General features: G+C 71.5%; 21 protein-coding genes. 9 read left to right on the top strand and 12 right to left on the bottom strand.

All coding sequences use genetic code 11. The features are described 5' to 3' along the window. Positions 1 to 14 precede the first annotated feature (14 nt). Together FSY66_RS02245 and FSY66_RS02240 are read left to right on the top strand one after the other, a co-directional pair. The gene (locus tag FSY66_RS02245) at positions 15 to 1,226 is read left to right on the top strand and encodes a cobalamin-independent methionine synthase II family protein (protein ID WP_144790894.1); all 1,212 of its coding nucleotides are present in this window, start codon (positions 15 to 17) and stop codon (positions 1,224 to 1,226) included. A 122-nt stretch (positions 1,227 to 1,348) separates the two neighbouring features. Beyond that, positions 1,349 to 2,542, top strand: a complete 1,194-nt coding sequence (locus tag FSY66_RS02240; RefSeq protein WP_144790891.1) for a cobalamin-independent methionine synthase II family protein — start codon at positions 1,349 to 1,351, stop codon at positions 2,540 to 2,542. Positions 2,543 to 2,655: 113 nt separating this feature from the next. Here the strand turns inward: FSY66_RS02240 and FSY66_RS02235 are convergent, their stop codons facing one another. The 6 genes from FSY66_RS02235 to FSY66_RS02210 form a co-directional block, all read right to left on the bottom strand. After that, positions 2,656 to 3,441, bottom strand: a complete 786-nt coding sequence (locus tag FSY66_RS02235) for an HpcH/HpaI aldolase family protein (RefSeq protein WP_144791552.1) — start codon at positions 3,439 to 3,441, stop codon at positions 2,656 to 2,658. Between the two features lie 71 nt (positions 3,442 to 3,512). After that, positions 3,513 to 4,298 (bottom strand): fumarylacetoacetate hydrolase family protein, encoded by a 786-nt coding sequence (locus tag FSY66_RS02230; protein ID WP_144790888.1) that lies wholly within the window; start codon positions 4,296 to 4,298, stop codon positions 3,513 to 3,515. Between the two features lie 121 nt (positions 4,299 to 4,419). After that, positions 4,420 to 5,589 carry a 3,4-dihydroxyphenylacetate 2,3-dioxygenase gene (gene hpaD, locus FSY66_RS02225; protein WP_144790886.1) on the bottom strand — a complete coding sequence of 390 codons (1,170 nt, stop codon included), beginning with the start codon at positions 5,587 to 5,589 and terminating at the stop codon, positions 4,420 to 4,422. A gap of 43 nt (positions 5,590 to 5,632) precedes the next feature. Then, positions 5,633 to 7,171, bottom strand: coding sequence for a 5-carboxymethyl-2-hydroxymuconate semialdehyde dehydrogenase (gene hpaE, locus FSY66_RS02220; protein ID WP_144790884.1), 1,539 nt, complete (start codon positions 7,169 to 7,171; stop codon positions 5,633 to 5,635). A 94-nt stretch (positions 7,172 to 7,265) separates the two neighbouring features. Beyond that, on the bottom strand, positions 7,266 to 7,958 hold the full coding sequence (locus FSY66_RS02215; RefSeq protein ID WP_144790882.1) for a GntR family transcriptional regulator: 693 nt from the start codon (positions 7,956 to 7,958) through the stop codon (positions 7,266 to 7,268). Positions 7,959 to 8,000: 42 nt separating this feature from the next. Next, positions 8,001 to 9,539 carry a fumarylacetoacetate hydrolase family protein gene (locus FSY66_RS02210; RefSeq protein WP_144790880.1) on the bottom strand — a complete coding sequence of 513 codons (1,539 nt, stop codon included), beginning with the start codon at positions 9,537 to 9,539 and terminating at the stop codon, positions 8,001 to 8,003. A 331-nt stretch (positions 9,540 to 9,870) separates the two neighbouring features. Here FSY66_RS02210 and FSY66_RS02205 point away from each other — a divergent pair, with 331 nt between their 5' ends. The 5 genes from FSY66_RS02205 to FSY66_RS02185 all read left to right on the top strand — a co-directional run bounded on the left by FSY66_RS02205 (position 9,871) and on the right by FSY66_RS02185 (position 16,563). Beyond that, positions 9,871 to 11,760, top strand: a complete 1,890-nt coding sequence (locus FSY66_RS02205) for an FAD-dependent monooxygenase (RefSeq protein ID WP_144790878.1) — start codon at positions 9,871 to 9,873, stop codon at positions 11,758 to 11,760. 186 nt (positions 11,761 to 11,946) lie between these two features. Continuing rightward, positions 11,947 to 13,386, top strand: coding sequence for an MFS transporter (locus FSY66_RS02200; RefSeq protein ID WP_144790876.1), 1,440 nt, complete (start codon positions 11,947 to 11,949; stop codon positions 13,384 to 13,386). A gap of 236 nt (positions 13,387 to 13,622) precedes the next feature. Further along, positions 13,623 to 14,858 carry a thiolase family protein gene (locus tag FSY66_RS02195; protein ID WP_144790874.1) on the top strand — a complete coding sequence of 412 codons (1,236 nt, stop codon included), beginning with the start codon at positions 13,623 to 13,625 and terminating at the stop codon, positions 14,856 to 14,858. 5 nt (positions 14,859 to 14,863) lie between these two features. Then, a complete protein-coding gene (locus tag FSY66_RS02190; protein WP_144790872.1) occupies positions 14,864 to 15,697 on the top strand; it encodes an enoyl-CoA hydratase/isomerase family protein in 834 nt (277 codons plus the stop codon). Continuing rightward, positions 15,694 to 16,563, top strand: coding sequence for a 3-hydroxyacyl-CoA dehydrogenase family protein (locus tag FSY66_RS02185; RefSeq protein ID WP_144790870.1), 870 nt, complete (start codon positions 15,694 to 15,696; stop codon positions 16,561 to 16,563). The genes FSY66_RS02190 and FSY66_RS02185 overlap by 4 nt, the downstream gene beginning before the upstream one ends. 198 nt (positions 16,564 to 16,761) lie before the next feature. Here the strand turns inward: FSY66_RS02185 and FSY66_RS02180 are convergent, their stop codons facing one another. Genes FSY66_RS02180 through FSY66_RS02170 form a run of 3 tightly spaced genes read right to left on the bottom strand, consistent with a single transcriptional unit; the run spans position 16,762 to position 20,496 of the window. After that, the gene (locus tag FSY66_RS02180) at positions 16,762 to 18,216 is read right to left on the bottom strand and encodes a dihydrolipoamide acetyltransferase family protein (protein ID WP_144790868.1); all 1,455 of its coding nucleotides are present in this window, start codon (positions 18,214 to 18,216) and stop codon (positions 16,762 to 16,764) included. 4 nt (positions 18,217 to 18,220) lie between these two features. Continuing rightward, positions 18,221 to 19,288: an alpha-ketoacid dehydrogenase subunit beta gene (locus tag FSY66_RS02175; RefSeq protein ID WP_144790866.1), complete on the bottom strand. Its 1,068-nt coding sequence runs from the start codon at positions 19,286 to 19,288 to the stop codon at positions 18,221 to 18,223. Then, positions 19,285 to 20,496: a thiamine pyrophosphate-dependent enzyme gene (locus FSY66_RS02170; RefSeq protein WP_260853434.1), complete on the bottom strand. Its 1,212-nt coding sequence runs from the start codon at positions 20,494 to 20,496 to the stop codon at positions 19,285 to 19,287. The genes FSY66_RS02175 and FSY66_RS02170 overlap by 4 nt, the downstream gene beginning before the upstream one ends. A 234-nt stretch (positions 20,497 to 20,730) precedes the next feature. Between FSY66_RS02170 and FSY66_RS02165 the strand changes: the two genes are divergently transcribed. Then, positions 20,731 to 21,228 (top strand): Lrp/AsnC family transcriptional regulator, encoded by a 498-nt coding sequence (locus tag FSY66_RS02165; RefSeq protein ID WP_144790864.1) that lies wholly within the window; start codon positions 20,731 to 20,733, stop codon positions 21,226 to 21,228. A 43-nt stretch (positions 21,229 to 21,271) separates the two neighbouring features. On the opposite strand, the gene FSY66_RS02160 is transcribed toward FSY66_RS02165, so the two are convergent. Continuing rightward, a complete protein-coding gene (locus FSY66_RS02160; RefSeq protein WP_144790862.1) occupies positions 21,272 to 21,733 on the bottom strand; it encodes a PaaI family thioesterase in 462 nt (153 codons plus the stop codon). Between the two features lie 111 nt (positions 21,734 to 21,844). Here FSY66_RS02160 and paaZ point away from each other — a divergent pair, with 111 nt between their 5' ends. Beyond that, positions 21,845 to 23,956, top strand: coding sequence for a phenylacetic acid degradation bifunctional protein PaaZ (paaZ, locus tag FSY66_RS02155; protein WP_144790860.1), 2,112 nt, complete (start codon positions 21,845 to 21,847; stop codon positions 23,954 to 23,956). Positions 23,957 to 24,100: 144 nt separating this feature from the next. Here paaZ and FSY66_RS02150 read toward each other — a convergent pair whose 3' ends face one another. After that, on the bottom strand, positions 24,101 to 25,540 hold the full coding sequence (locus tag FSY66_RS02150; protein WP_144790858.1) for an aldehyde dehydrogenase family protein: 1,440 nt from the start codon (positions 25,538 to 25,540) through the stop codon (positions 24,101 to 24,103). Between the two features lie 163 nt (positions 25,541 to 25,703). Beyond that, on the bottom strand, positions 25,704 to 26,711 hold the full coding sequence (locus FSY66_RS02145) for an APC family permease (protein WP_260853374.1): 1,008 nt from the start codon (positions 26,709 to 26,711) through the stop codon (positions 25,704 to 25,706). Positions 26,712 to 26,787 lie beyond the last annotated feature (76 nt).

The raw sequence follows: 26,787 nt of genomic DNA, 5'->3' as shown, positions 1-26,787 counted from the left end.
GACGTGCCGACGGCATGCTGAACTCCGACCGCATCCGCACCACCCATGTGGGCTCCCTGCCCCGCACCCCCGAGCTGCTGGCCGCCAACGAGGCGCACCAGGCGGGGGACCTCTCGTGGGAGGAGCTCGTGACGACCATGCAGCAGGGCGTCCGGGACATCGTCGCCGCCCAGCGGCAGATCGGCATCGACGTCGTCAACGACGGCGAGTACGGGCACACCATGTCCAGCTCCGTCGACTACGGCGCGTGGTGGAACTACTCGTTCTCCCGGCTGGGCGGGCTGAGCCCCTCCGACGAGGACCGCTGGGATCCCGAGGCGGGCGCCCGCCGCTCCTCGCCCGGGAACATCGTCCTGACGTCCTTCGCCGACCGCCGGGACCGGCAGCGGTTCCGCGAGGCCTACGCGGACGAGTCCTCCGGGATCCTCACCGCCCGCAAGCGGGTGGCCCAGCCCAGGATCACGGGGCCCCTGACCTACACGGGCCACGACGCCGTGCAGGCCGACATCGACAACCTGCGGGCCGCGATGGAGGCGACGGGCGCGCAGGAGGGCTTCCTGGCCGCGCTGTCGCCCGGCTCATGCGCCCGCGTGGGCAACGAGCACTACGCGAGCGACGAGGAGCTCGTCTACGCGTGCGCGGATGCCATGCGCGAGGAGTACCGCGCGATCGTCGACGCCGGGCTCATCGTGCAGATCGACGACCCCTCGATCGCGGAGTCCTGGGACCAGATCAATCCCGAGCCCTCCCTCGAGGACTACCGCTCTTTCATCCAGCTGCGGATCGAGGCCCTGAACCACGCCCTGCGCGGCCTGCCCCGGGAGCAGATCCGCTTCCACCTGTGCTGGGGCTCCTGGCACGGCCCCCACACCACCGATCTGGAGCTGCGGCACCTGATCGAGCCGATGCTGCAGATCGAGGCCGGCGGCTATTCGTTCGAGGCCGCCTCCGCGCGCCACGGCCACGAGTGGCGCGAGTGGGCCGACGCCGCGCTGCCCGAGGACCGGGTCATCATCCCGGGCGTCGTCTCGCACTCGACCAACGTGGTCGAGCACCCGGAGCTGGTGGCCGAGCGCATCGAGCGCTTCGCCTCCGTCGTCGGGCCGGAGCGCGTGATCGCCTCGACCGACTGCGGTCTGGGCGGGCGGCTGCACCCGCAGATCGCCCTGGCCAAGCTCGAGTCGCTCGCCGAGGGCGCCCGCATCGCCTCGGACCGCCTCTTCTGACCCCTCCCCGCCCCGCCGAGCGGGCCATCTCATGCCCTGCGGCGACCTGCAGCGCATGAGATCGCCCGTCCGCGCCTTCTGCGCCACCCACCCGCATCATCACTGACAGGACGGACCCCTCCATGCAGCGCTCCGAGCACCGGATCCTGACCACCCATGCCGGCTCCCTGCCGCGCACCGACCAGCTCATCGAGGCCAACCGCGCCCGCACCGGCGGCGAGGACTACGACCAGCTCCTCAGCGAGTCCGTCGTCGACGTCGTCCGGCGCCAGCGCGACGCGGGCATCGACGTCGTCAACGACGGCGAGTACGGCCACGCCATGGCCGAGGACACGGACTACGGCGCGTGGTGGCACTACATCTTCGACCGCCTCGAGGGCCTGGGCGAGGGCACGGTGGGGCTGTGGGAGCAGCCGGCCGTGCGCTCCGAACCGGGCGAGGTGAAGCTCACGAGCTTCGGCGACCGGCGCGACCGGGAGCGCTTCCGCGAGGCCTACTCCGATCCCGCCAGCGGCATCTCCACCGGCAGGCAGCCGCCGTTCCCCGAGTTCGTGGGGCCCGTGCGCTACGCCGGGCAGGAGGCCGTGGCCCGCGACATCGCCAACCTGAAGCGCGCGCTCGAGACGACGGGCGCGAGCGAGGGATACCTGGCGTCGCTGTCGCCGGGGTCGTGCGCCCGCCTCGAGGACAAGCACTACGGCGACGAGGACGAGCTGCTCCAGGCCTGCGCCGAGGCCATGCGCGAGGAGTACCGCGCGATCACCGACGCCGGGCTGATCGTGCAGATCGACGACCCCTCGATCGCCGAGAACTGGGATCAGATCAACCCCGAGCCCTCCGTCGAGGACTACCTCGCGTTCACGCAGAAGCGCGTCGAAGCCATCAACTACGCGCTCGAGGGCATCCCCGCCGAGCAGGTGCGCTTCCACCTGTGCTGGGGATCCTGGCACGGCCCGCACACCACGGATCTCGAGTTCGAGCACCTGGTGCGCACGATGCTGCAGATCGAGGCGGGGGCCTTCTCCTTCGAGGCCGCCAACGCCCGCCACGAGCACGAGTGGCGCGTGTGGGAGGACGTCGCACTGCCCGAGGACCGGATCATCATCCCGGGCATCGTCTCCCACGCGACCAACGTGGTCGAGCATCCCGAGCTGGTGGCCGAGCGCATCGAGCGCTTCGCCTCCGTCGTCGGACGCGAGCGCGTCCTGGCCTCGACCGACTGCGGGCTGGGCGGGCGCATCCACCCGCAGATCGCGGCGGCCAAGCTCGAGTCCCTCGCCGAGGGCGCCCGCATCGCCTCGGACCGCCTCTTCTGACCCCTCCCTCTCCCCGACGAACGGGCGATCTCATGCCCTGCAGGTCGCTGCAGGGCATGAGATCGCCCGTTCGCGCCGGGGCAGGGGCGCACGTGTGGGCGGCGAGCAGCGGATCAGCGGCGCAGACCCCACGACGACGCCTGCTCCTCGGCCGCCCGGGCCAGCAGCGCAACGTCGGCGCCGACGTTCACGAAATCGGCCCCGGCCTCCACGTACCGCCGGGCCTGCTCGGGGGCGAACGCGTTGACGCCCGCGAACCGGCCGGCGGCATGCGCCGCCTCGATCACGTGCTCGACCGCGGCCACCACGTCGGGATGGGTCTGCTGACCGAGCAGCCCCATCGACGCGGAGAGGTCCGACGGGCCGATGAAGATCCCGTCGACCCCGTCGACCGCCGCGATCGATCCGATGCTCTCCACGGCCGCCGCCGACTCGGCCTGCACGATCAGGGAGATCGAGCGGCGCGCCTGCGGCAGGTAGTCGGGGACCCTGCCCCAGCGCGCCGAGCGGGCCAGCGCCGCTCCCACGCCGCGCACGCCCTCCCCCGGATAGGACACCGCGCGGGCGGCCCGCCGGGCGTCCTCGGCGGAGTCGACCATGGGCACGATCAGCGACTGCGCCCCCAGGTCCAGGTACTGCTTGATGAGGGCCTCGTCGTTGTCGGGCACCCGGACCACGGGCAGCGTCGGATAGGCCGCGATCGCCCGCAGCTGGGCCAGGATCGCCTCGAGCGACAGCGGGGAGTGCTCGCCGTCGATCAGCAGGTAGTCGAATCCTGCGCCGGCGCAGATCTCCGCGGCCGTCGGGTCGCCGGAGGACACGAACATCCCGACGACGGGGCTCGTCTCGGGGGCAGTCTGCTCCGAGCCGTCCCCGTCGGCGCGGCCGGCGACGGCCATGAGGTCGCGCAGGCTCGGCGGAAGCCCGGGCAGCCTCCCGCCCTCGGCCGGCTCTGCGCGCATCAGCTCCCTCACGCGAAGCGACATGTGACGACCCCCAGCTCTCCGTAGTCGGCGTGCACGGTGTCACCGGGATGGACCCACATGGGCTTGGTGAAGGAGCCGGCCAGGATGAACTCGCCGGCCTCCAAGGCGTCGTCGTGCCCCGCCAGCCGGTTGGCCAGCCAGGCCACGCCGCGGGCGGGGTGGTCGAGCACCGCGGCGGCCACTCCGGAGTCCTCGATCGTCTCGTTGCGGTAGAGCAGGGCGCTGACCCAGCGCAGGTCGAGGGCGTCCGGTGCGACCGGCCGGCCGCCGTGGACGACGCCGCCCAGGGCCGCGTTGTCGCTGATCGTGTCCACGATCGTGCGGCCCTCCATCTCGATGCGCGAGGACAGGATCTCGAGGGCCGGGACGACGCACTCGGTCGCGCGCAGGACGTCGAAGATCGTGACGTCGGGCCCGCGCAGCGTCTCCTTCAGCACGAAGGCGAGCTCCATCTCGATGCGCACCGAGGAGTACTGCGAGTGCTCGATCACCGCCCCGGTCTCGTGCATCTGATCGGCGAAGATCGCGCCGTAGTCCGGCTCGGTGATGCCGGTGGCCTCCTGCATGACCTTGGAGGTCAGGCCGATCTTGCGCCCGGCCAGGCGGCGCCCGGCCTCCTGGCCGCGGCGGCGCCACTCGTTCTGCACGGCGTAGGCGTCCTCGACGGTCATCTCCGGATCGCGCGCCGTCAGCAGCGGGATCATGCCCCGGCTGCGCTCGGCCTCGGCCAGCTCGTCGGCGATCGCGCTCACGCGCTCCTTGTCCAGCATGTGCTCCTCGTTCCTCGTGGCGGTTCCCCGGCCGCGAGCCGCGGCTCGCGGGAGAGGCACGGGCCCTGCCGCCCCGCCTGCAGACGGTCGCAGCAGGGCCCGCGCCGGCGGCTGCTGCGGATCAGAGCTGGTGGCCCAGCTTGAAGCCCTTGGCGGCCTCGCCGCGATAGGTGCCCTGCTCGTCGTCGGAGCGGGTGTAGGAGAAGCCGTCGGCGCCGATGGTCACGTCCATCTCGGACTTGTCCGCGCGCCGGCGCACCTCCTGCGGATCGCCGTCGAGGTCCAGGACCAGGGAGGCCTCCGTGTACCAGGACGGGACGACGGGGTTGCCCCACCAGTCGCGGCGCTGGTTGTCGTGGACGTCCCAGTGCACGACCGGGTTGTCCGGGTCGCCCGTGTAGTAGTCCTGCGTGTAGATCTCGACCCGATGGTCGTCCGGATCCAGGATGTAGAGGTAGAACGCGTTGGAGACGCCGTGGCGCCCGGGGCCGCGCTCGATCCGGTCCGAGATGCGCAGGGCGCCCATCTTGTCGCAGATGTAGAGGATGTTGTGCTTCTCGTGGGTCGAGAACGCCACGTGATGCATCCGCGGTCCATCGCCGCCGGTCATGGCGGTGTCGTGCACGGTGGCCTTGCGCCGCATCCAGGCCGCGTACTCCGTTCCCTCCTGGTCCGAGATATCCTCGGTGATCCGGAAGCCCAGGCCCTCCATGTACCGGCAGGCCCGCGGGACGTCCGGGGTGACCTGGTTGAAGTGGTCCAGGCGCACGAGGGCGCCGGCGCCGTAGAGGTCGTAGCGCCAGGCCAGCCGCTCGACGTGCTCGACCTCGTGGAAGAACTCGTACGGGAAGCCCAGGGGGTCCTCGACGCGCACCGAGTCCCCGATGCCCTTGACGAAGCCGTCCTTCCGGCGCTCGACCCGGCAGCCCAGCTCCCGGTACCAGGCCTCCGCGCGGTCCACGTCCTCGGGCGTGCGCACGCGGTAGGAGAATGCCCGCACGGCCGCGACGGGGCCCTTGCGGAGGACGAGGTTGTGGTGGATGAACTCCTCCATGGAGCGGAGGTAGATCGCCTCGTCGTCCTCCTCGGTCACCACCAGGCCGAGCAGGTCGACGTAGAACTCCCGCGACTTCGCGAGGTCGGTGACGATCAGCTCCATGTAGGCGCAGCGCAGGATGTCCGGCGCGGGCGCCGACGGGGCGGCGATGGGCTCGGTCGGGGCGACCGGGCGGTCGCCCTGCTGCGGCTGCGGATCAGCGGCGTCGGGACGCTGCGGCGTGGTCTCGCTCATGATGCTCTCCTGGTTCCTTCCGAGGTGGTGGGACGGCCGCCGCTCAGGCGTCGACCTTCTGCGCCGCGTCGTCCTCCTGCTTGCCGAACACGGGGTTGTGGACCTCGTCGAGGTTGATGTGCACGGCCTGCTGATCGGTGTAGAAGTCGATCGAGCGGTAGCCGCCCTCGTGGCCCAGGCCCGAGGCCTTCACGCCGCCGAAGGGCGTGCGCAGGTCCCGGACGTTGTTGGAGTTCAGCCAGACCATCCCGGCCTCGACGGACTGGGAGAAGTTGTGGGCGCGCTTGAGATCGCTGGTCCAGATGTACGCCGCCAGGCCGTACTTGGTGTTGTTGGCCAGCTCGAGCGCCTCCTCGTCCGTGTCGAACGGGGTGATGGCGACGACGGGGCCGAAGATCTCCTCCTGGAAGATCCGGGCCTCCGGGGCGACGTCGGCGAAGACCGTGGGCTGGACGTAGTTGCCCGTCTCGAAGCCCTCGGGGCGCCCGCCGCCGGCGACCAGGCGGCCCTCCTCCTTGCCGATCTCGACGTAGGACATGACCTTCTCGTAGTGCTCCGGGTGCACCAGCGCGCCGACCTCGGTCGCGGGATCGGACGGCAGGCCGACCTTCACCCGCTTCGCCTGCGCGGCGTAGCGCTCGACGAACTCGTCGTAGATGCCGCGCTGGACCAGGATGCGCGAGCCGGCGGTGCAGCGCTCGCCGTTGAGGGAGAAGACGCCGAAGACCGTGGCGTTGATCGCCGCCTCCAGGTCGGCGTCGTCGAAGACGACGGCCGGCGACTTCCCGCCCAGCTCCATGGACAGGCCCTTGAGCCACGGCGCGGCGTTGGCGAAGATCAGCTGCCCGGTGCGCGACTCGCCCGTGAACGAGATCAGCGGGACGTCCGGGTGCTTGACCAGCGAATCGCCCGCGTAGCCCTCCTCGCCGTAGCCGTTGACCAGGTTGAACACGCCCTGCGGCAGGCCGGCCTGCTCGAAGATCCCGGCCCACAGCGATGCCGACAGCGGCGTGAACTCGGCCGGCTTGAGCACCACGGTGTTGCCCGTGGCGATCGCCGGGGCGAGCTTCCACGACTCGAGCATGAACGGGGTGTTCCACGGCGTGATCAGACCCGCGACGCCGATCGGCTTGCGATTGACGTAGTTGGCCTGGCGGCCCGGCACCTTGAAGGCGTCGTCGGTCTGGGCCACGATCAGGTCCGCGAAGAAGCGGAAGTTCTCGGCCGCGCGGCGGGCCTGGCCCAGCGCCTGCGTGATCGGCAGGCCGGAGTCGTAGGACTCCATGGCGGCCAGCTCGTCGCCGCGGTCCTCGACCTGGTCGGCGATCGAGTAGAGCACCCGGGCGCGCTCGCGCGGGAGCATCCTGGGCCAGGGGCCCTCCTGGAAGGCCTTCCTGGCCGCGGCGACGGCGGCCTCGACATCGGCCTTCTTGCCGGAGGCGGCCCGGATGTACGGCTCGTTGGTCACCGGGTCGATGACCTCGAACGTGTCGCCGTCGATCGAGTCGACCCACTGGCCGTCGATGTAGTGGCGGAGGACGTCGGGGAGGTCCTGGGGACGGGCTGCGGTGTTGTCGGTCATGATCTCCACTTCCGGATCGTCGCGGGCCGGTGCCTCCGGCCCGCCGTCTGATGCGTCGTGATCGGCAGTCCCGTCGCGGGCGGCTGCGGGCCGCTCAGCCCGCGGACTGCGATCTGAGGTAGCTGGTCACGGTGGCGAGGCGATGCGCGCGGCAGGCCCGCTCGATCTCGTCGGAGGAGGCGCGCGCCTCGATGAGCCCGAGGATCCGGGCGTGCTCCTGGACGGACTCCCGGGCCCTGCCGGGGATGAACGCGAAGGTCGACATCCGCAGCTGTCCCAGGCGCACCCACTCGGCCTCCACGAGCGCGCTCAGCCGCGCGTTGTCGCACCGGCAGGTCAGCGTGCGGTGGAACTCGTGGTTCAGCTCGGTGAACAGCGCCGGGTCGAGGTCGTCGGCCAGCGCCTCCATCTCCTGGTTGATCGACCGCGCGCGCTCCAGCTCGCGGGGGCCCAGACGCGCGGCCGAGACCGCGGTCGCCTTGCCCTCGAGCAGCCCGAGCACCTCCATCGTGCTGCGGTACTCGTCGGGCTCGATCATGGCCACCTGGGCCCCGACGTTGCGCTGGAACGTCACGAGGCCCTGCGCCTCGAGCCGGCGGATGGCCTCCCGCACGGGGACCACCGACATCCCCAGGCTCGAGGCGATGCCCGCCAGGACCAGCCGGTGCCCGGGTGCGTACTCCTGGCTGCGGATCCGCTGCTCGAGCCACGAGTGGGCGAAGTCCGCCTTGCTCACGTGCTCGGGGATCGCCGGTGCTGCCGCGGGGGACGGGCCGGACTGGACCATGGGGGGCCTCGCGTTCTCTCGGGCGCATGTCACAGGGCCCCGTCAGCGTACGTCGGGCGGATTGTCCTGGGCCCACCGCTCGTACTCCTCCTTCCAGCGCCCCGTGGGCGGGAAGAGGCCGTCGATCGGATGGCCCTCGCCCACGCGCGCGGCGACCCACTCGTCCTGGTGCTCCTTGGCCAGGGCCTCGTCGGCGACCTCCTCCGCGATCCCGCGGGGGATCACGATGACGCCGTCGTCGTCGCCCACGACGATGTCGCCGGGCAGGACCGTGGCATTGCCGCAGGCGACCGCCACATCGCCCTCCCAGGGCACATGGCGCCGGCCCAGCACGGCCGGGTGGGCGGTCTGCGAGAAGACCGGCAGCCCGATCTCCTCGACCGCGGCGTCGTCGCGGACGCCGCCGTCGGTGACCACCCCGGCGGCACCGCGGCTGCGAGCGCGCAGGGCGAGGATGTCGCCCAGCGTGCCGGAGCCGGACTCGCCGCGGGCCTCGATCACGATGACCTCGCCGGCGCCGACGGTGTCGAAGACCTGCTTCTGCGCGTTGAACCCGCCGCCGTGGGCCTTGAAGAGGTCCTCGCGGTTGGGCACGAAGCGCAGGGTCCGGGCGGGCCCGACCATCCGGGTGCCGCGGCGCTGCGGGTGCACGCCCTCGATCACCACGTTGTCCAGGCCCCGCCGGCGCAGCTCGGCCGACAGGCCCGCGGTCGGCGCTCGGCGCAGCTTCGCCAGCAGACCGGAGGGCAGCGCGCCGTCCCGGCCCTCCGCGTCCTCGGCGGGCAGACCCGCGAGCTCCCGGGAGCCCCAGGCCTCCTCGCGCTGGGTGTCGTCGACGGCCGGGACCGATCCCAGGGCGGGGTCGAAGCCCTGCTCGCCCTGGACCGCGCGGGTGACCAGGCGCCCGGAGGACGGCGAGCCGTCGGCCTGCGGGGCATCGACCTCGACCTCCATGACATCGCCGGGCTGCACGACGGAGGACCCCGCCGGCGTGCCCGTGAGGATGACATCGCCCTCCTCGAGGGTCACGTGCTGGGAGAGGTCGGCGACGAGCTGCTCGAGGGGGAAGATCATGGCCTGCGCCGCGGTGGTGTCCTCCTGGGCCGGCTCGCCGTTGACCCACGTGCGCACGCGCAGCTGATCGGGGCGCACCGTGCGGGCGTCGATCAGCGACGGGCCGAGCGGGGTGTAGCCGTCGCGGCCCTTGTTGCGCAGGTTGGAGCCCTTGTCCGCAGCACGCAGGTCGTAGAGGCCCAGGTCGTTGGCCGCGGTCACGGAGGCCACGTGCTCCCAGGCCCCGGACTGCGCGACACCGCGCGCGGGCCGGCCGATGACCAGGGCGATCTCCCCCTCGAAGGCCAGCAGCTCGGTGCCCGCCGGGCGCACGGCCTCGCCGCCCGAGCCGGCCAGCGAGCTCGCGGGCTTGAGGAAGTACGAGGGCGCCTCGGGCCGGCGGCCCCGCTGGGCCGCCCGGGACTCGTAGGCCAGGTGCACGGCGATGATCTTGCCGGGGGCCACGGGAACGGGCTGCGCCTGGAGCGGCGCCTCGCGCGGGGTCTCGTCGTCGGGGGTCTCCGTCATGCTGCCTCCTCGAGAGGAATCGGCCTGATGCTCGTCTACCCAGATCGTATATGGTCAGTGACGAAGAGCACAAGGGTCATGGGACGCGGCCGCAACGGCCCTCGACGACGAGCCGGAGCTGCGCCGAGAACCCCCTTCCCCTGCTGGCCGCGAGCCCGCCGCGCGATATCATGAGATCCTTGTCACAGTGAGCGGGGATTATATACGATCATGGACAGGCCACCCCTCGTCGGGCCCCTCCTGAGGGCCCAGGGCCCGACGCACCCGCTCCCCTCCCGCCGCGGCCGCGTGCGCGGCGGCGCGATCACCGCCCCAGCCTCCAGGAGATGAGATGCACTTCCACACAGACGGCTACGTCTCGACCGATCCGCGCGTCACCGAGCCCGCCGGGTACGGCATCGACCGCCCGGAGGATCTCCCCGACACCATGGACGTGCTCATCGTGGGGACCGGGCCCGCCGGGGCGATCGCGGCGGCGCAGCTCGCGCGCTTCCCCGAGGTGAGCACCCGGATCATCGAGCGCCGTCCGGAGCGGCTGATCATCGGCCAGGCCGACGGCATCCAGGCACGCTCGGTCGAGACCTTCCAGGCCTTCGGCTTCGCGCACCAGATCGAGGACGAGGCCTACCAGATCACCGAGACCTGCTTCTGGAACCCGGATCCGCAGAACCCCGATCACATCGTGCGCACCGGCCGCCCGCTCGACGACCCGCACGACATCTCGGAGTTCCCGCACCTGATCGTGAACCAGGCCCGCGTGCTCGACTACTTCCTCGAGGCCGCCCAGCTGGCCCCGGCCAAGATCACCCCGGACTACGGCGTCGAGTTCCTGGGCCTCGAGGTCGAGGACTCCGGCGAGCACCCCGTCAAGGTGGATCTGCGCTACACCGGCGGCGAGCGCGAGGGCCAGGAGCGCACCGTGCGCGCCAAGTACGTCGTGGGCTGCGACGGCGCCCGCTCGGGGGTGCGCAGGTCGATCGGGCGCAGGCTCGAGGGCAAGGGCGCGGACCACGCCTGGGGCGTCATGGACGTGCTGGCCAACACCGACTTCCCCGACATCCGCACCAAGTGCGCGATCAACTCCCGCCGCGGCTCGATCCTGCTCATCCCGCGCGAGGGCGGCCACCTGTTCCGCATGTACGTGGACCTGGGCGACGTGGCCAAGGACGACGCCGGCAAGGTGCGCCAGACCCCCGTCGAGGAGATCATCCGCCGGGCCAACGAGATCATCCGCCCGTACTCGGTGGACGTGAAGTCCGTGGCCTGGTCCTCGGTGTACGAGGTCGGCCACCGCCTCACCGATCACTTCGACGACATCGACGACGAGCAGCGCGGCCGGGTCTGCCCCCGCGTGTTCATCACCGGCGACGCCTGCCACACACACTCCGCCAAGGCCGGGCAGGGCATGAACGTCTCGATGCAGGACGGCTTCAACCTCGCCTGGAAGCTGGGGGCCGTCGTCTCCGGGCGGGCCCCGGAGTCGCTGCTCGACACGTACTCCGCCGAGCGCCAGGTCGTGGCCAAGAACCTCATCGACTTCGACCGCGAGTGGTCGACCCTCATGGCCACCCCGCAGGACCAGCTGCCGGATCCGAGCTACCTCGAGGACTTCTACGTCCGCACTGCGGAGTTCCCGGCAGGCTTCATGACGGAGTACCAGCCGTCCCAGATCACCGCCGGCGCCGAGCACCAGGACCTGGCGGCGGGCTATCCGCTGGGCAAGCGCTTCCGCTCGGCGCGCGTGAAGCGGGTCTGCGACGCCACGGACCGCCACCTGGGCCACGAGTTCGTCGCGGACGGCCGCTGGCGCATCCACGTGTTCGCCGATCGCCCGGCCCCGGGCGAGGACTCGGGCGTCGAGCGCCTGGGGCAGTGGCTGCACCAGGACCCCGACTCGCCGGTGAACGCCTTCCGCCGCGAGGGCGAGGACGAGAACCGCCTGTTCGACATCGACGTGATCTACCAGCAGCGCTACACCGAGTTCGAGATCACGGACGTGCCGCGCGCCTTCAGGCCGGTGGTCGGTCGCTTCGAGCTCGACTACTGGGAGAACGTCTACGCGACGCTCTCCCAGGAGGAGGACATCTTCGAGCAGCGCCAGATCAGCCGCGACGGCGCCATCGTGGTCGTGCGCCCCGACATGTACGTCGCGGCGGTCCTGCCGCTCGACGCCACCGACGAGCTCAGCGAGTTCCTGGGGCGCAGCTTCCTGCGCGCCTGAGCCCTGACCGCGCCGCACGACGGCCCGCTCCCGCAACATGGGAGCGGGCCGTCGTCATAGTGACCTGGATCACCTACACTCAGCGCATCCTCGGATTACTGACCGATCGTTCAGCAGGAGTGGTCGGCCGTCCGTCGGCTCGCAGCGCACTCCGGCGCCGGGCCCCGCCCCACCCCGGGAGATCCCATGGCCACCACCGCGCCCACGCCGGACCGCACCGTCTCCCGCGAGGAGAAGAAGGTCCTGGCCGGCACCCTCATCGGCACCACCATCGAGTGGTACGACTTCTTCATCTATGCGCAGGCGGCCGGGTTCATCCTGGCCACGCACTTCTTCAATCCCCTGGGCGAGGAGTCCGCCGCGCTCGCGCAGGTCGTGTCCTGGGCCTCCCTGGGCATCAGCTTCCTGTTCCGACCGCTCGGGGCGGTCGTGGCAGGGCACCTGGGCGACAAGCTCGGGCGCAAGGCCGTGCTCGTGATGACGCTCGTGGGCATGGGCGGAGCCACCGCGCTCATCGGCCTGCTGCCGACCTACGCCGCGATCGGCATCTGGGCGCCGATCCTCCTGGTCCTGCTGCGCGTCCTGCAGGGATTCTCCGCCGGAGGCGAGTGGGGCGGCGCGGCCCTGATGGCGGTCGAGCACGCCCCGCGCGGCAAGCGCGGCTTCTTCGGAGCCTTCCCGCAGATCGGCGTCCCGCTGGGCATGCTGCTGGCCACCCTGTTCATGTTCGCCATGACCTCCGCGCTGAGCCCGGAGCAGTTCGAGGCGTGGGGCTGGCGCGTCCCGTTCCTGTCCTCGGTCGTGCTGATCGTCGTCGGGTTCGCCATCCGCCGCAGCGTGGACGAGTCGCCGGTCTTCCAGGAGATGCAGCTGCGCCGGGCGGAGTCCTCGGCCCCGCTGGGCCGCCTGCTGCGCTCCAACAAGCGCGAGGTCGCCCTGGCCGCGCTGATCTTCGCGGGCAACAACGCGGCCGGGTACATGGTGATCGCGTTCTTCGCCTCCTACGGCACCAAGGTGCTGGGCATGTCGCGGGCGGACACCCTCGTGGCCACGCTGGTCGGCGGCATCGGCTGGCTCGTCTTCACGATGCTCGGCGGCTGGATCTCGGACCGCCTCGGACGCGTGCGGACCTTCCAGCTGGGCTACGCGATCTGCATCCTGTGGGCGGTCCCCCTGTGGTTCCTGCTGGACACCGCCTCCCTGCCGCTGTTCGCCCTGGCGATCTTCGTCCTGACGATCGGGCTGGGCCCGTCCTACGGCCCGCAGTCGGCCATGTACGCCGAGATGTTCCCGGCCCGCGTCCGCTTCTCGGGCGTCTCGATCGGCTACGCCTTCGGCTCGATCATCGGCGGGGCCTTCGCGCCGATGATCGCCCAGCTGCTGCTCAACCGCACGGGCCAGGGCTGGGTGATCGGCCTCTACATCGCCGGGATCTGCCTGGTCTCGCTCATCGCGGTCTCCTTCGTGCGCCGGTCGGATCAGGACTCCGACCTGCACGTGGCCGAGGTGCACGAGGAGTACCTCGAGCAGCACCCCGAGTTCGTCGAGCAGCACCCCACGGACGCCCAGCACCTGCTCGAGAACAGCGGCGGGGACCCGTCGATCATCGAGCGCCCCGGGCGCTGAGCGCGCGCCCTCGGCGCTCCCGCGGGCCGTCGGCCCGTCCCGCGAGCCCGGGGGGGGGCTCCTCGCCCCTCCGAGCTCGCCCCGCCCCCATCCCCAGGCCGGGCGAGCATTGATCTTCACCCCGGGCCGTGCCACTGTAGATTTGCAGAACGCTCGGTCAGTAATCCACGTCCGTCGGGCACGGACCGGACCGGCCGCCGCGGCCGCCGCATCGACACCACCACCCAGGAGACCCCATGCCGACGACCTCGCCCACCGCCCCGCAGGCCTTCCTGGTCGGCGGATCGCGCACCCCGGTCGGCCGCTACGGCGGCGCCCTGTCCTCGGTGCGGCCCGACGACCTCGCCGCCCTGGTGATCCGCCGGGAGATCGAGGCCTCGGGGCTGGACCCGGCCGCCGTCGACGAGGTGATCCTGGGCAATGCCAACGGCGCCGGCGAGGAGAACCGCAACGTGGCCCGCATGGCGTGGCTGCTGAACGGCTACCCGGACACCGTCCCGGGCATCACCGTCAACCGGCTGTGCGCCTCCGGCATGTCCGCGATCACCATGGCCCAGCAGATGGTGGCCTCCGGGGCCGCGGACCTCGTGGTGGCCGGCGGCGTCGAGTCCATGTCCCGGGCCCCCTGGGTCCAGGCCAAGCCGACCACCGCCTTCGCCAAGCCCGGCGAGCAGTTCGACACCTCGATCGGCTGGCGCTTCGTGAACCCCGCCTTCCAGGAGGGCGAGCTCGCCCGCGACGGGAAGATGACGCTGTCCATGCCGGAGACCGCCGAGGAGGTCGCGCGCGTGGACTCGATCTCCCGCGAGGACTGCGATGCCTTCGCGGCCCGCTCGCACGAGCTCGCGCTGAAGGCCGTCGCCGACGGCCGCTTCGACTCCGAGATCGTCCCGGTCACCGTGAGGGGCCGCAAGGGCCGCGAGTCCGTCGTGGACACCGACGAGGGCCCCCGCGAGGGCTCGACCCCCGACGTCCTGGCGCAGCTGCGTCCGGTCGTGAAGGGCGGCTCCGTGGTGACCGCCGGCAACTCGTCCTCGCTCAACGACGGGGCCTCCGCCGTGATCGTGGCCTCGGAGGCCGCGATCGAGAAGCACGGCCTGACCCCGCGGGCCCGGGTCGTGCTGGGCGCCGCCGCGGGCATCGCCCCGGAGATCATGGGCCTGGGCCCGGTCCCGGCCACGCAGAAGGCCCTGGGACGCGCCGGCTGGGCGATCGAGGACCTGGGCGCCGTCGAGCTCAACGAGGCCTTCGCATCCCAGTCCCTGGGCACGATCCGCCGTCTGGACCTGGACCCGGAGATCGTCAACCGCTGGGGCGGTGCGATCGCGCTGGGCCACCCGCTGGGCTCCTCCGGCTCCCGGATCACCATCACCCTGATGAACCGCATGGAGCAGGAGCAGGCCGCGCGCGGCCTGGCCACCATGTGCATCGGGGTCGGGCAGGGCGCGGCCCTGCTGCTGGAGAGGGCGTGATCGGCATGAGCAGCCAGGACAGCACCGCGAGCGCGCTGCGGATCGAACGGGGCGCCGACCGGGTCCATGCCGTGCTCGATCGCCCCGCCGTGCGCAACGCGATCGACGCCGCGATGGTCGATGAGCTGCACGAGCTCTGCCGAGACCTCGAGCACGACCCGAAGATCCTGATCCTCTCCGGCACCGCCGTGAACGGCAAGGGCGTCTTCGCCTCCGGGGCCGACATCGCCCAGCTGCGCGAACGACGCCGCGACGACGCCCTGCGCGGGGTCAACTCCCAGCTCTTCGAGCGCATCGCCCGCCTGCCGATGCCCGTGATCGCCGCCCTGGACGGCTACGCCCTCGGCGGCGGCGCGGAACTGGCCTGGGCCGCCGACTTCCGCATCGGGACCCCCGCCGTGAAGATCGGCCAGCCCGAGACCGGGCTGGGCATCATCGCCGCCGCCGGCGCCCTGTGGCGGCTCAAGGAGCTGGCCGGCGAGCCCCTGGCCAAGGAGATCCTGCTGGCCGGGCGCACCCTCGATGCCCAGGAGGCCCTGGCCGCCCGGCTGATCACCGAGATCCACGAGCCCGACCAGCTGCTGGCCGCCGCCGATGCCCTGGCCGATCGCATCACCGCCCAGGACCCCCTGGCCACACGGATCACCAAGCGCGTGTTCCACATGCCCCGCGAGGCCCACCCCCACGTCGACGAGCTCGCCCAGGCGATCCTCTTCGAATCCGAGGCCAAGACCGAGCGCATGCAGGCCTTCCTCGACAAGCGCCGCACCGCCCGCGAGAAGAAGGCAGCCCAGTCACAGACTGACCAGACGCCGTCCGAGCAGGAGACCGATCGATGAGCACCGAGACCACCACCAGCAGCGTCCCCACGGCCGTGGCCGTGCTCGGCGGCGGGCGCATGGGCGCCGGCATCGCCCACGCCTTCCTGACCTCCGGCTCCCGCGTCACCGTGATCGAGATCGACGACGACGCCGCCGAGGCCGCTCGCCGGCGCATCGAGACCGATCTGACCGCCTCGATCGAGCGCGGGAAGATCTCCGGCGAGCTCGCGCAGTGGACCAGCCGGCTGACCACCACGGCCCAGGACACCGCCCTGGCCGAGTGCGAGCTCGCCATCGAAGCCGTGCCCGAGGACTGGGACCTGAAGATCTCCTCGCTGCAGCGCCTCGAAGCCGGGCTGCCCGCCACCGGGTGGCTGGCCACCAACACGTCCTCGCTGTCCATCGACGGACTGGCCGAGCAGCTCAAGCGCCCCGAGCGGTTCTGCGGACTGCACTTCTTCAACCCCGTGCCCGCCTCCAAGCTCGTCGAGGTCGTCATCGGCGACCGGACCGGCGATCAGCTCAGGACCCTGGCAGGGCAGTGGGTCGCAGGGCTCGGCAAGACCGCCGTGACCGTGGCCGATGCCCCCGGCTTCGCCTCCTCCCGCCTGGGCGTGGCCATCGCCCTGGAGGCCATCCGCATGGTCGAGGACGGCGTCGCCTCCGCCGAGGACATCGACAGCGCCATGGTCCTGGGCTACAGGTTCCCCATCGGCCCCCTGGCCCTGACCGACATCGTCGGCCTCGACGTGCGCCTGGGCATCGCCGAATACCTCGAACACGAGCTCGGACCGCGCTTCGCGCCCCCGCAGCTCATGCGCGAGATGGTCGAGCGCGGCCACCTGGGCCGCAAGACCGGCCAGGGCTTCTACACCTACGACTGACCCCCCCCCCCCGACGCCCATCGTCTGGCCAGCAGGCTCCCGGCGAGCTGGTGACAGGAATGCACCCCATCAGCGCTGATGGGGCGCATTCCTGTCACCAACCCCGCGCGGCGATCGTCCAGCGTCCGCGCGACATGACGCAGCCCCGCTCGAGCCCGCAGAGGCCGGCTCGAGCGGGGCTGCCGCTGCCCAGGTGCCTCAGAACCCGATCAGCGCGGCCTCCGGGTCCTCGAGGCAGTCGGCCACGAAGCGCAGGAAGCCGCCGGCGGTGCCGCCGTCGCACACGCGGTGGTCGAAGGCCAGCGTGAGCACCATGACCTGGCGCACCGCCAGCTCGCCGTCGACGACCCACGGCTTGGCGATGACCCGCCCCATGCCCAGGATCGCGGCCTCCGGGTGGTTGATGATCGGCGTGGCGCCGTCGGTGCCGAAGACCCCGTAGTTGTTGATCGTGAAGGTCGATCCGGAGATCTCGGACGGGTCGTTCGACCCGGAGCGCACCGCTTCGGTCAGCGAGCGGAAGCTGCGCTGGAGGCCCTCGGCGTCCAGGAGGTGGGCATCGCGCACCACCGGCACCACGAGCCCGCGGTCGGTCTGGGCGGCGAAGCCCAGATTGACCCCGTCGAAGCGCACGATCTCCTGGCGCCCGCCGCTGTCGTCCACGCGCACGTTGAGCTCCGGGTGCCGGCGCAGGCCGGCCAGCGCGCTGCGGGCGGCGAAGGCCATGAGCCCCGGAGCCGCGCCCCGCTTGGCCTTGAGCCGCTCGCGCAGGCTCATCAGCTCGGTGACGTCCACGTCCACCCACACCGTGGCCTCGGGGATCTCGGTGCGCGAGGCCACCATGGCCTGGGCGATCGTGCGGCGGATGCCCGCCAGCGGCGTCCGCTCGGCCACGCGCAGCCCGGTGCGGTCGTCGTGATCGCCCGTGGCCGGCTGCGCAGCCGAGCCCGCGGCGTCGCCCGCCGGGGCGGCGGGGGGCGGAGCCGACGCCGCCCCAGCCCCGGCCGGCGCGGCCGCCTCGATCGCGGCCAGGACGTCGCGGCGCATGATCAGGCCGCCGTCGCCGGAGCCCTGGAGGCTCCCGATCTCCACGCCGTGCTCCCGCGCCAGGCGGCGCACGAGCGGCGAGGTGACCTTGGGCGCCAGCCTCGGCGCCTCGTTCAGGGCGTCGTGGGCCTGCTGAGCCGAGGCGGCCCCCCGCTGCGCAGCGTCGGCCGCGGTCCGGCGACCGCGGCGCCGGCGCGACCCCGACGAGGCCGAGGTCCCGTAGCCGATCAGGACGTTGCCCGAGCCCTCCTGCGCCGGGTCCTCGCTCTCGCTGGGCACGGCGCCGGCGCGCTCCTCCTCGCGATAGGACTGCGCGTGCTCCTGCCCGGCGGCGGCATCGGCGGAGCCGTCGGGCTCGGACGGGCCCTCCCCCGTGTCGACCGTGATCAGCGGCGCGTCCACGGCGAGGACCTCGCCGGGGCGCCCGTGCAGGGTCACGACCGTCCCGGCCCACGGGCACGGGACCTCGACGGCGGACTTGGCGGTCTCGACCTCGGCGACGACCTGGTCGATCTCCACGCGATCGCCCTCGGCGACCGTCCAGCGGATCAGGTCTGCCTCGGTCAGGCCCTCCCCCAGATCCGGGAGCATGAAGGTGCGGGTCATGGTCTCAGTCCTCCCACTGCAGGTCGTCGACGGCGTCCAGGATCCGGTCCACCGAGGGCAGGTGATGCTTCTCGAGCTTGGGAGCGGCGTACGGGATGTCGAATCCCGTCACGCGCAGCACGGGCGAGGCCAGGGAGTGGAAGCACTGCTCCTGGATCCGCGCCGCGAGCTCCGAGGCCACCGAGGCGAAGCCCTGGGCCTCGGCGACCACCAGGGCGCGGCCGGTGCGCTCGACGGAGGCGCGGATCGTCTCGTCGTCGAGGGGCACGATCGTGCGCAGGTCGACGACCTCGATGCTCGTGCCGTCCTCGGCCGCGGCCTCGGCCGCCTCGAGGGCGGTCGGCAGGGAGGGACCGTAGGTGACCAGCGTGAGGTCCTCGCCCTCGCGGATCACGGCCGCGCGCCCCTCGCGGATGCGCTCCGCCTCGTACCGGGAGCGCAGCTCGTCCGCGGTGAGCTCCGACTTGGCCCAGTACAGCTTCTTGGGCTCGAAGAAGATGACGGGGTCGTCGCTGTCGATCGCCTCGCGCAGCATCAGGTAGGCGTCCTCGACCGTGCCCGGGGTGTAGACCTTCAGGCCCGGGGTGTGGGCGTAGTAGCCCTCCGAGGAGTCGCAGTGGTGCTCGACGCCGCCCACGCCGCCCCCGTATGGGATGCGGACCGTGACGGGCATGCTCACGCATCCGCGGGTCCGGTTGCGCTGCTTGGCCAGGTGGGAGGCGACCTGCTCGAAGGCCGGGTAGGCGAAGGCGTCGAACTGCATCTCGACCACGGGGCGCAGGCCGTTCATGGCCATGCCCACGGCAGTGCCCACGATCCCGGACTCCGCCAGAGGGGTGTCGAAGCAGCGCTCGGGGCCGTAGGCGGCCGCGAGGCCGTCGGTCACGCGGAAGACGCCGCCCAGGGTCCCCACGTCCTCGCCGAAGATCACGACCTCGCGGGTGTCCTCGAGCGCATGGGCCAGGGCCGCGTTGAGGGCGCCGCCGAAGGTCAGCGCCTTCGGCCGGGGCGCGGGCGCCGCGGGCTGCTCCTGCTGCTCGGCTCCGGTCGTCTGCTGGGCCGTCTCGGTCATCGTCCGCTCCTGTCTGCTCCGCCGGCCGGCTCCGCGGCCTGTGCGTCGGCCTCGGCCGCCAGCTCCTGCTCGAGTCGTCGCCGCTGCTGGGCCAGCTGGGGCGTCCGACGCGCGTACACGTGCTCGAACAGCTCGAGCGGGTCCGGCGAGACATCGGCGTTCATGGCCTCGCGCAGCGCGGCGGCCACCTCCTCCGAGCGGTCCCGGATGCGCTGGGCGACCTCGTCGGTCAGCAGGCCGGTGCCGCGCATGTACGCCTCCATCCGCACGAGCGGGTCCTTGTCGGCCCACTCGCGGACCTCCTCGCGCTCGCGGTAGCGGGTGTCGTCGTCGGCATTGGTGTGGGCCTGCATGCGGTACGTGTGCGCCTCGACGAGCAGCGGGACGCGCTCGGTGCGCGCGAGCTCGACGGCCCGGCGCAGCGCGGCCAGCAGCGCGACCAGGTCGTTGCCGTCCACGCGCTCGCCGGCCATGCCGTAGCCGACGGCCTTGTGCGCCAGCGTGGGCGCGGCCGACTGGCGAGTCAGGGGGACCGAGATCGCGTAGCCGTTGTTCTGCACGAAGAACACGACGGGCAGGCGGAAGACGGCCGCGAAGTTCAGCGCCTCGTGGAAGTCCCCCTCCGAGGTGGCGCCGTCGCCGCACATCGCGAGCACGACGGTGTCCTCGCCCCGCAGCACCGCGGCATGGGCCGCCCCCACGGCGTGCAGTAGCTGGGTGGTCAGCGGCGTGGCCTGCGCGGCCACCCGGTGCTCGAGCGGGTCGTAGCCGCAGTGCCAGTCCCCCCGGAAGGAGACCATGACCTCGAGGGGATCGACCTCGCGCGAGATCACCGCGACGGTGTCGCGATAGGTCGGGAACAGCCAGTCCTGCTCGCCCAGGCACTGCGCGGCGGCGACCTGGCAGGCCTCCTGGCCGTGGCTCGACGGGTAGACGGCCAGTCGCCCCTGGCGGACGAGCGCGGCGTTCTGGTCATTGATGCGCCGGCCGGTGACCAGTCGCTCGTAGGCCTCGAGCAGCACGTCGTCCGGCGGCAGCGGGTACTCGTGGCCGGGGCCGGTGCCCTGCTCCTCGACCGGGATCAGGGTCCCGTCGGGAGCGAGCATCCGGATCTCGTGCTCAGCCGGGAGCATGTAGTCCTCGGGCCGGATGCCGACCTGGGCGCTGACGCGCTCGATCGGCGTGAGCTGCTCGGCGATCGGCGGCACCGGCGGGCCTGCGGGGGTGTCGATGGACTCGGACACTGCGCCCTCCTGCGGTCGGGGTTCAAGATGTCCGTTCAGTGTGGAGCTGGAGGCCACTCCGTCTCCACAGATCCGCCGATCGCAGGACGAACGATCGCGCAGAAGGTCTCGTCACGGACGATCCGCCATGGTGTGATATGAGACATATCGAAGCGTCCATCGTCGACGCGACCGCCCACGAGACCGGAGAGCCCTCGCATGACCGTCACCCGCACCCCCAAGCAGACCGCCGAGCCGACGGAGGCCTTCCGGCCCGATGCCGTGGACCAGGCGCTCCTGGACGAGATGTCCCGCGACGGGCGGCAGTCCGTGACCGCCCTGGCCGGGACGGTCCACATCTCCCGAGCGCAGGCCTACGAGCGTCTGGCGCGCCTGCGGGAGGCGCGCGTCCTGCGCGGCTTCACGGCGATCGTCGACCCCAGTCGCGCCGGGCTCAAGGCCTCGGCGTTCGTGACCCTCAAGCTGCGGCAGAACGCGTGGCGCGAGCTCGAGGAGGCCCTTTCCGAGGTCCCCGCCGTCGAGCACGTGGCGCTCGTGGGCGGGCAGTTCGACGTCATGGTCCTGGTGCGCGCCCGGGACTCCCAGGAGCTGCGCGACGTCGTCTTCGAGCACCTCCAGCCGCTGCCGTACGTGCTGGAGACCCAGACGCACCTGATCTTCGAGGACATCCAGTACCCGCGTCGGCTGCGCCGCTGAGCCGACCGCCCGGCACCCGCGCCCGGCGGACGCAGCCGGGGCGTCAGGACGTCGGCGGCCCGGCCGGCGCGTCCTTCAGGAAGTTCGTGATCCGCGCCGTGCACAGCCGGGCGCCGTCCTCGTGCTCGACGATCACCTCGTGGGTCGTCGTCGACGACCCCAGGTGGATCGCCGTGGCGGTCGCCACCACCCGGCCCTGCCGGCTCGAGCGGTGGTGCGTGGCGTTGATGTCCAGGCCCACCGCGACCTTGCCGAGCAGGGAGCCGTGGATCACCGCGGCCCACGATCCCGCCGCCTCGGCCATCGCGACCATGGCCCCGCCGTGCAGCAGCCCGAAGGACTGGCGGTTGCCCTCGACCGGCATCGAGATCACCACGCGCTGCGGCGACTGCTCGTGCACCTCGACCCCCATGCGGCGGTCGAGCTCCCCGAGCTCGATCGTCCACGGCCGGGGCTGCGGCGGCGGCTCGGCGGACGGCCTGTCGGGCTGCTCCGGATGCGGCATGCGGGGCTCCTCGCGATCGTCGGGACTGTGGCGCACGACTCACGCCCACGTTATAGTCAGAATAACTGACCGAACAGTCGGGAAACTGCATGCGACCGGAGGGAACCCGTCATGAGCCAGTCCGCTGCCGCCGTCCTGCCCAGCTATCTCCAGGGGCAGTGGTGGACGCCGCAGGACCCGCAGCGGGTCGCGGAGGTCCTGGACGCCGTGACCGGCGAGCTCGTCACCCGGGTGAGCACCGACGGCATCGATCTGGCCGGGGCCGTCGAGCACGCCCGGACGGCCGGGCAGCGCGGGCTCGGCGAGCTGACCCTGCACGAGCGCGCCCTCAAGCTCAAGGAGCTCGCGCTGCACCTCACGGAGCACAAGCAGGAGCTCTACGAGCTGTCGTTCCGCACGGGCGCCACGCAGCGCGACCACTACGTCGACACGGACGGCGGCATCTCCACGCTGTTCACGTTCTCCTCCAAGGGCCGGCGCGAGCTGCCCAACTCGGAGGTCATCCTCGACGGCGCGCCCGAGCAGCTCTCGAAGGACGGCTCCTTCCTGGGCGAGCACATCCACACCCGCCTGCCCGGCGTCGCCGTGCAGATCAACGCGTTCAACTTCCCCGTGTGGGGCATGCTCGAGAAGTTCGCCCCGGCGTTCATCGCCGGCGTCCCCTCGATCGTCAAGCCGGCGACACCCACCGGCTACGTGACCGAGGCGTGCGTGCGTCTGATGCTCGACTCCGGGATCCTGCCCGAGGGCTCCCTCCAGCTCGTCTCGGGCTCGGCACGCGATCTGCTCGATCACCTCGATCACCGCGACCACGTGGCCTTCACGGGCTCGGCCGACACCGCCCGCGCCCTGCGCCGTCACCCCGGCGTGATGGAGCGCGGCATCCGGTTCACCGCCGAGACGGACTCGCTCAACGCCGCGATCCTGGGCCCCGACGCCGGTCCGGAGACACCGGAGTTCGACGCCTTCATCCGGTCCGTGGTCCTCGAGATCACCGCGAAGGCCGGGCAGAAGTGCACCGCGATCCGCCGCACGATCGTGCCCTCGCAGCACCGCGAGGCCGTGATCGAGGCGCTGGCGGCGCGCATCGCCGAGAAGGGGGTCCTGGGCGATCCCCGCGACGAGGCCACCGGCGTGGGGGCGCTGGCCTCGCTCGAGCAGCAGCAGGAGGTCGACGGCGCCGTCTTGCGGCTGGTGGCCGCCGGCGGCACGGTCCGCGTGGGCGGCCCGGACGCTCCGCGCCCGGGGACCGGGGCCTATTACCCCGTGACCGTCCTGTCCTTCGACGACGCCGAGACCCCCGAGCTCCACGCGGTCGAGGCCTTCGGCCCGGTCACCTCCGTGCTCGGCTACGACGACGTCGACGACGCCGTCCGCCTGGCGGCCCTGGGCGGGGGCTCCCTGGTGGCCACCGTCTGCACGCACGATCCGCAGATCGCCGGGCGCTTCGCGGCGGGCATCGCCGCCCACCACGGCCGCACGCTGTTCCTCGACCGCGACGACGCGAGGACCTCGACCGGCCACGGATCCCCCGTCCCCCACCTGATCCACGGCGGCCCGGGCCGCGCGGGCGGCGGCGAGGAGCTCGGCGGCGTCCGCGCGGTCAAGCACTACATGCAGCGCACCGCCATCCAGGGCAGCCCCGATCTGCTGACCGGCATCACCGGCGTGTGGCACCAGGGCGCCCGGGCGAACACGGCCACCCGCGCCGCGGTCGAGGCCGGCGAGGCCGTCCACCCGTTCCGCAAGTCGCTCGAGACCCTGTGCATCGGCGATCAGTTCGCCTCCGAGCTGCGCACCGTGACCCTCCAGGACATCGACGACTTCGCAACCGAGACCGGCGACACCTTCTACGCCCACACGGACGAGGAGGCCGCGACCGCCAACCCGTTCTTCCCCCGCCGGGTGGCCCACGGCTACCTGCTCGTCTCGTGGGCCGCCGGCCTGTTCGTCGAGCCGGCACCGGGCCCCGTGCTGGCGAACTACGGCCTGGAGAACCTGCGCTTCATCACCCCGGTCACCTACGACGACGCCATCCGCGTCACGCTGACCGCCAAGCAGATCACCCCGCGGGTCACCGACGACTACGGCGAGGTCCGCTGGGACGCCGTGCTGCACAACCAGCACGACGAGATCGTCGCCCAGTACGACGTGCTGACCCTCGTGGCCAAGACCTGGCCGCTGTCCGGGCAGCCGGAGGACGGCGCCGCCCGAGCCCGCTGAGGTGCGGCGGCAGCCCTGATCCCCATCGGGATGCTCTTCTGAGCGCCGAGACCGAGCCGCGCGACCGAGCTGTGCATCGTGATGCGGCCGGCCCCTTCCTGGTCATGGAAGGTGCCGGCCGCTCGATCCTGCCGATCGAGGAGCTCAGCCTGCGATCACCTTGGGCAGGGCCATGTGCTTCAGGCCCTCGACACCGAACTCCAGACCGAAGCCGGACTGCTTCACCCCTCCGAACGGGATGCGGGGATCGATGGCACCGTGCTTGTTGATCCAGACCGTGCCGGCCTCGATGCGCCGGGCCACCGCCCTCGCCTGCTCGATGTCCGAGCCCCACACCGAGGCACCCAGGCCGACCTCGAGACCGTTCGCCCACTCGATCGCCTGGTCCAGATCCGAGTACCGGATGATCGGCAGCGCAGGGCCGAACTGCTCCTGCGCCACGAGCGGGTTGTCGTTGTCCAGATCGGCCACGAGCGTCGTCGGGTAGAAGAAACCGGGCTGATCCTCCTCAGGATCACCCCCCAGCAGGACCCGGCCGCCACCCTCGCGCGCCGCCTCGACGAGGCTGGCCACGATGTCGTACTGCGCCTTGTTCTGCAGCGGGCCGAGCACGTTCTGCTCCTCGACCCCCACGCCCATCGGCATGCGCCGGGCGACCTCCACGAGCGCGTCGCACACCTCGTCGTACAGCGAATCCGGGACGTAGAGGCGCTTGAGAGCAGCGCAGGTCTGCCCCGTGTTGATGAACGCGCCCCAGAACAGGCCCTCCGCAATGGCCTGAGGATCCGCGTCGTCGAGGACGATCCCCGCATCATTGCCGCCGAGCTCCAGGGTCAGGCGCTTCAGGTCATCAGCAGCCCCCCGCATGATCGCCTTGCCGGTCTCGATCGAGCCGGTGAAGGTGATCTTGTCGATCCCGGCATGGGACGTGAGGGCGCGTCCGAGCTCCCCATCGCCGGCCAACACCTGCAGCACGCCCTCGGGCAGCACCTCGTTCATGACGTGCACCAGGGCCAGCACCGACAGTGGCGTCTGCTCGCTGGGCTTGAGGATGATCGAGTTGCCCATACGGAGGGCCGGCGCGATCTGCCATACCGAGATCATCATGGGCCAGTTCCACGGACCGATCGCCCCCACGACCCCGATCGGAGCCCAGTGCAGCTCGGCATGACCGGATTCGTCGTCCACGACCGTCTCCGGCTCAAGCTCCAGGGAGGCAGCGGATCGGGTCCAGGCCGAGCAGCCGCCGACCTCGAAGGCCGCATTGGGGCCGTTCTTCACCGGTTTGCCCTGTTCGCGCGACAGCAGCTCTGCGAGGGCCTCGGCGTTCGCGTCGATCGCGTCCGCGACACGGCTCAGGACATCACGGCGCTGCTCGTCGGGCTGCTCCGCCCAATCGATCTGCGCTGCGCGTGCATGCTCCACGGCAGCATCCAGATCGGACGTGCTCGACTGCGGAGCGCGGCCGAGCAGCTCTCCAGTGGCGGGATCGTGGATCTCCGCTCCCTGTCCCTCGGGCGCCTGAACGGCGCGGAGGAGGTCTGCACACGCCTGGGAGGGGGCGGAGCCGGTCGTCGTATTCATGGGATGTCCTTTCTTGGCCCTCGGCAGAGGGGGCGGGGCCCATCATCAGGACGGGCGGGGTCGGGTCAGAACGGAGGGGTGACAGGGAGCTCGTGGGATGTCAGGTCAGCTCGCCTCCGGTGGCGATGCGTTCGTACACGCCGGGACGGTGCGCCCGCAGCCACTAGGCCCACGCTGTTCCGAACGCACCGGGCAGCACCACGATCGCCGGGAGCAGCCAGGTCAGGACATTGGGGCCGGTGGCACCGATCAGCACGGAGAAGTTGACGATGACCAGTACGAAAAGACCGATCAGTCCGGCAGCCGCAAGGCCGGGGGCGATGAGTCGCGTCCACACCGAGTACTCGCCGGCGAAATTGCGCAGGAAGCTCGTGACAGCCAGCGACGTCATGGCCATCAGCAGCACCAGTCCGAAGGCGCCCATGTTCGTGAGCCACGTGAACAGCGTGACCACGGGGTAGAGCGGTCCTGCATCGGGGGGCTCCGCCAGCGCAAAGACCCCGATGACGACGAGGGCCAGCACTGACTGTGTCATCGAGCCCGCGATCGGTGCGCCCGTTCGCTTGGAGGTCCGAGCGACAGCAGCCGGCAGGATCCGCTCGCGCCCCAGGGCGAAGAAGTAACGAGCGACGATGTTGTGGAAGGCCAGCAGAGCAGCGACCAGGCTGGTCATGAACAAGATGTTGGCCAGGTCCACGAACCAGATCGGGACGTGCTGCGCGAGGAAGACGAACATCAGATCGGGTCCGTGGAGCTGCGCCTGCTCGACGACGTTCCCAGGGCCCTCCGCCATGGTCATGGCCCAGGCCGAGAATGCATAGAAGGCTCCGATCAGCACGATCGCGATGAGCGTCGCTCGCCCGGCCGTCGTGCGAGGGTCCTTGACCTCCTCGTTGTAGATCGCGCCCGACTCGAACCCCATGAAGGCTGCGATCGAGAACACGAGAGCAGCACCCACGCCAGTCGCGAAGAGCTGACCCGGCAGGAGCCCGTCTGCCGTGATCCCCTCGGGTGCCGCCCCCAGGCCGATCACGTCGTAGACCACGACCACCAGGAACTCGGCCGTGACGACCACGCCCAGGACTTTGATCGACAGATCCACCCGGTTCAGCCCCAGGACCCCGACGACCACCCAGGCGCTGAGGGCACAGGCCCACCAGGGCAGATTCACCCCGAGAACTCCCGGGCGTGAACCCCTGGAAGTGGACACATCAATGTGTACTATCAGGCGGCAATGTCCATCATAA

The organism is Kocuria palustris (assembly GCF_007666205.1).
Classification (GTDB): domain Bacteria; phylum Actinomycetota; class Actinomycetes; order Actinomycetales; family Micrococcaceae; genus Kocuria; species Kocuria palustris_A.
The sequence above is the reverse complement of the archived record's forward strand: the minus strand, read 5'-3'. Positions and strand labels throughout refer to the sequence as shown.